Below are 2,414 nucleotides of genomic sequence, written 5' to 3'. Positions count from 1 at the left end.
CTCCTGGCCTTTGCGCGAGGTGTAGCTCTGCACCTGGTCCTTGTCGATCTTGCCCACGGCAAAGTATTGCGCCTGCGGGTGAGCGAAGTACCAGCCGCTGACCGCTGCCGCCGGGAACATGGCGTAGTGTTCGGTGAGGAACACGCCGCTGCGGCCTGCGCGCATTTCCTGGGCTTCTGGATCGAGTAGGGCGAACAGCTGGGCCTTCTCGGTGTGATCCGGGCACGCCGGGTAGCCCGGAGCCGGGCGGATGCCGGTGTATTGCTCTTTGATCAGCGCCTCGTTGTCCAGCGTCTCATCCTTGGCGTAACCCCAGTAGTCTTTTCGCACCTGCTGGTGCAGCCACTCGGCGCAGGCCTCGGCCAGGYGGTCGGCCAGGGCCTTGACCATGATCGAGTTGTAATCGTCGCCGGCGTCCTGGTAGGCCTTGGCGACCTCTTCGGCACCGATCCCCGCGGTGGTGATGAAGCCACCCACGTAGTCGGTCACTTCACTGTCTTTGGGCGCAACGAAGTCGGCCAGGGAGAAGTTCGGCTTGCCGTCGGTCTTGATGATCTGCTGGCGCAGGTGGTGCAGCTTGGCCATTGGCTTGCCGTCATCGCCATAGAGCTCGATGTCGTCGTCATGCACCTGGTTGGCCGGCCAGAAGCCGAACACCGCACGGGCGCTGATCAGTTTCTCGTCGATCAGTTTGGTGAGCATTTCCCGGGCATCTTTGTATAGCGAGGTGGCGGCTTCACCGACCACTTCGTCCTGGAGGATGCGCGGGAACTTGCCGGCCAGGTCCCAGGATATGAAAAACGGCGTCCAGTCGATGTATTCGGCCAGAACGTTGAGGTCGATGTTGTCCAGCACCCGCGTACCGGTGAAAGTCGGTTTGACCGGTGTGTAGCTCGCCCAGTCGAATTGCGGCTTCTTGGCGATGGCCGCGCCGTAGCTCAGGCGTTCGGTGCGGGCGCTGCGGTTGGCAGTGCGCTCGCGAACCTCGATGTAGTCCTGGCGGGTTTTCTCGACGAAACCAGCCTTGAGTTCCCTGGACAGCAACTGGGTCGCCACGCCCACGGCGCGGGAGGCGTCGGTGACGTAGATCACCGCGTCGTTGCTGTACTTGGGCTCGATCTTCACCGCCGTGTGCGCCTTGGAGGTGGTGGCGCCACCGATCATCAACGGCAGGTGGAAGTCCTGACGCTGCATTTCGCGGGCGACGTGGACCATTTCATCCAGCGACGGGGTGATCAGGCCGGACAGGCCAATGATGTCGCACTTCTGTTCCTTGGCCACCTGGAGGATTTTCTCCGCCGGCACCATCACGCCGAGGTCGACGATGTCATAGCCGTTACAGCCCAGCACTACGCCAACGATGTTCTTGCCGATGTCGTGCACGTCGCCTTTGACGGTCGCCATCAGGATCTTGCCCTTGGCCTCTGGCTTGTCGCCTTTTTCCAGTTCGATGAACGGGATCAGGTGCGCCACGGCCTGCTTCATCACGCGAGCGGATTTCACCACTTGCGGCAGGAACATTTTACCGGCACCGAACAGGTCGCCGACGATGTTCATGCCGGCCATCAACGGGCCTTCGATCACTTCGATCGGGCGGGCGAAGGATTGGCGCGACTCTTCGGTGTCTTCAACGATGTGGGTGGTGATGCCTTTGACCAGCGCATGCTCCAGACGCTTGTTGACGTCCCAGTTGCGCCACTCTTCGGTCTCGGCTTCCTTGACACTGCCGTCGCCCTTGTATTTGTCGGCGATGGCGAGGAGGGCGTCGGTGCCTTCCGGGGTGCGGTTGAGGATCACGTCTTCCACGGCGTCGCGCAGTTCCACCGGGATCTGGTCGTAGATCTCCAGTTGGCCGGCGTTGACGATGCCCATGGTCAGCCCGGCGCGGATTGCGTACAGCAGGAATACCGAATGGATTGCCTCGCGCACCGGGTTGTTGCCACGGAACGAGAACGACACGTTGGACACGCCACCGGAGGTCAGCGCATACGGTAGCTCGTCGCGGATGTAAGCACAGGCATTGATGAAATCGACGGCGTAGTTGTTGTGCTCTTCGATACCGGTGGCCACCGCGAAGATGTTCGGGTCGAAGATGATGTCTTCCGGCGGGAAGTCCACTTCGTTGACCAGAATATCGTAGGAGCGCTTGCAGATTTCTTTCTTGCGCGCTTCGGTGTCGGCCTGGCCGGCTTCGTCGAAGGCCATCACCACTACCGCGGCGCCGTAGCGCTTGCACAGTTTGGCGTGATGAATGAACTGCTCGACGCCTTCTTTCATGCTGATCGAGTTGACGATGCCCTTGCCCTGGATGCATTTCAGGCCGGCTTCGATCACTTCCCACTTGGAGGAGTCGATCATGATCGGCACGCGGGAGATGTCCGGTTCGCCGGCAATCAGATTGAGGAAGGTCACCA

The 2,414-nt window shown here is 61.0% G+C and carries 1 protein-coding gene; it reads right to left on the bottom strand.

Annotation, left to right across the window (positions count from 1 at the left end; genetic code table 11):
* Positions 1 to 2,414 (bottom strand): methionine synthase (gene metH / locus ACXRVY_RS24425; protein ID WP_458238465.1); only part of this gene is annotated, 2,414 nt, incomplete at both ends.

Source organism: Pseudomonas sp. P5_A2_2, assembly GCF_054177685.1.
Note: the sequence above shows the minus strand (reverse complement) of the source record. Positions and strands in the feature narration are given on the sequence as shown.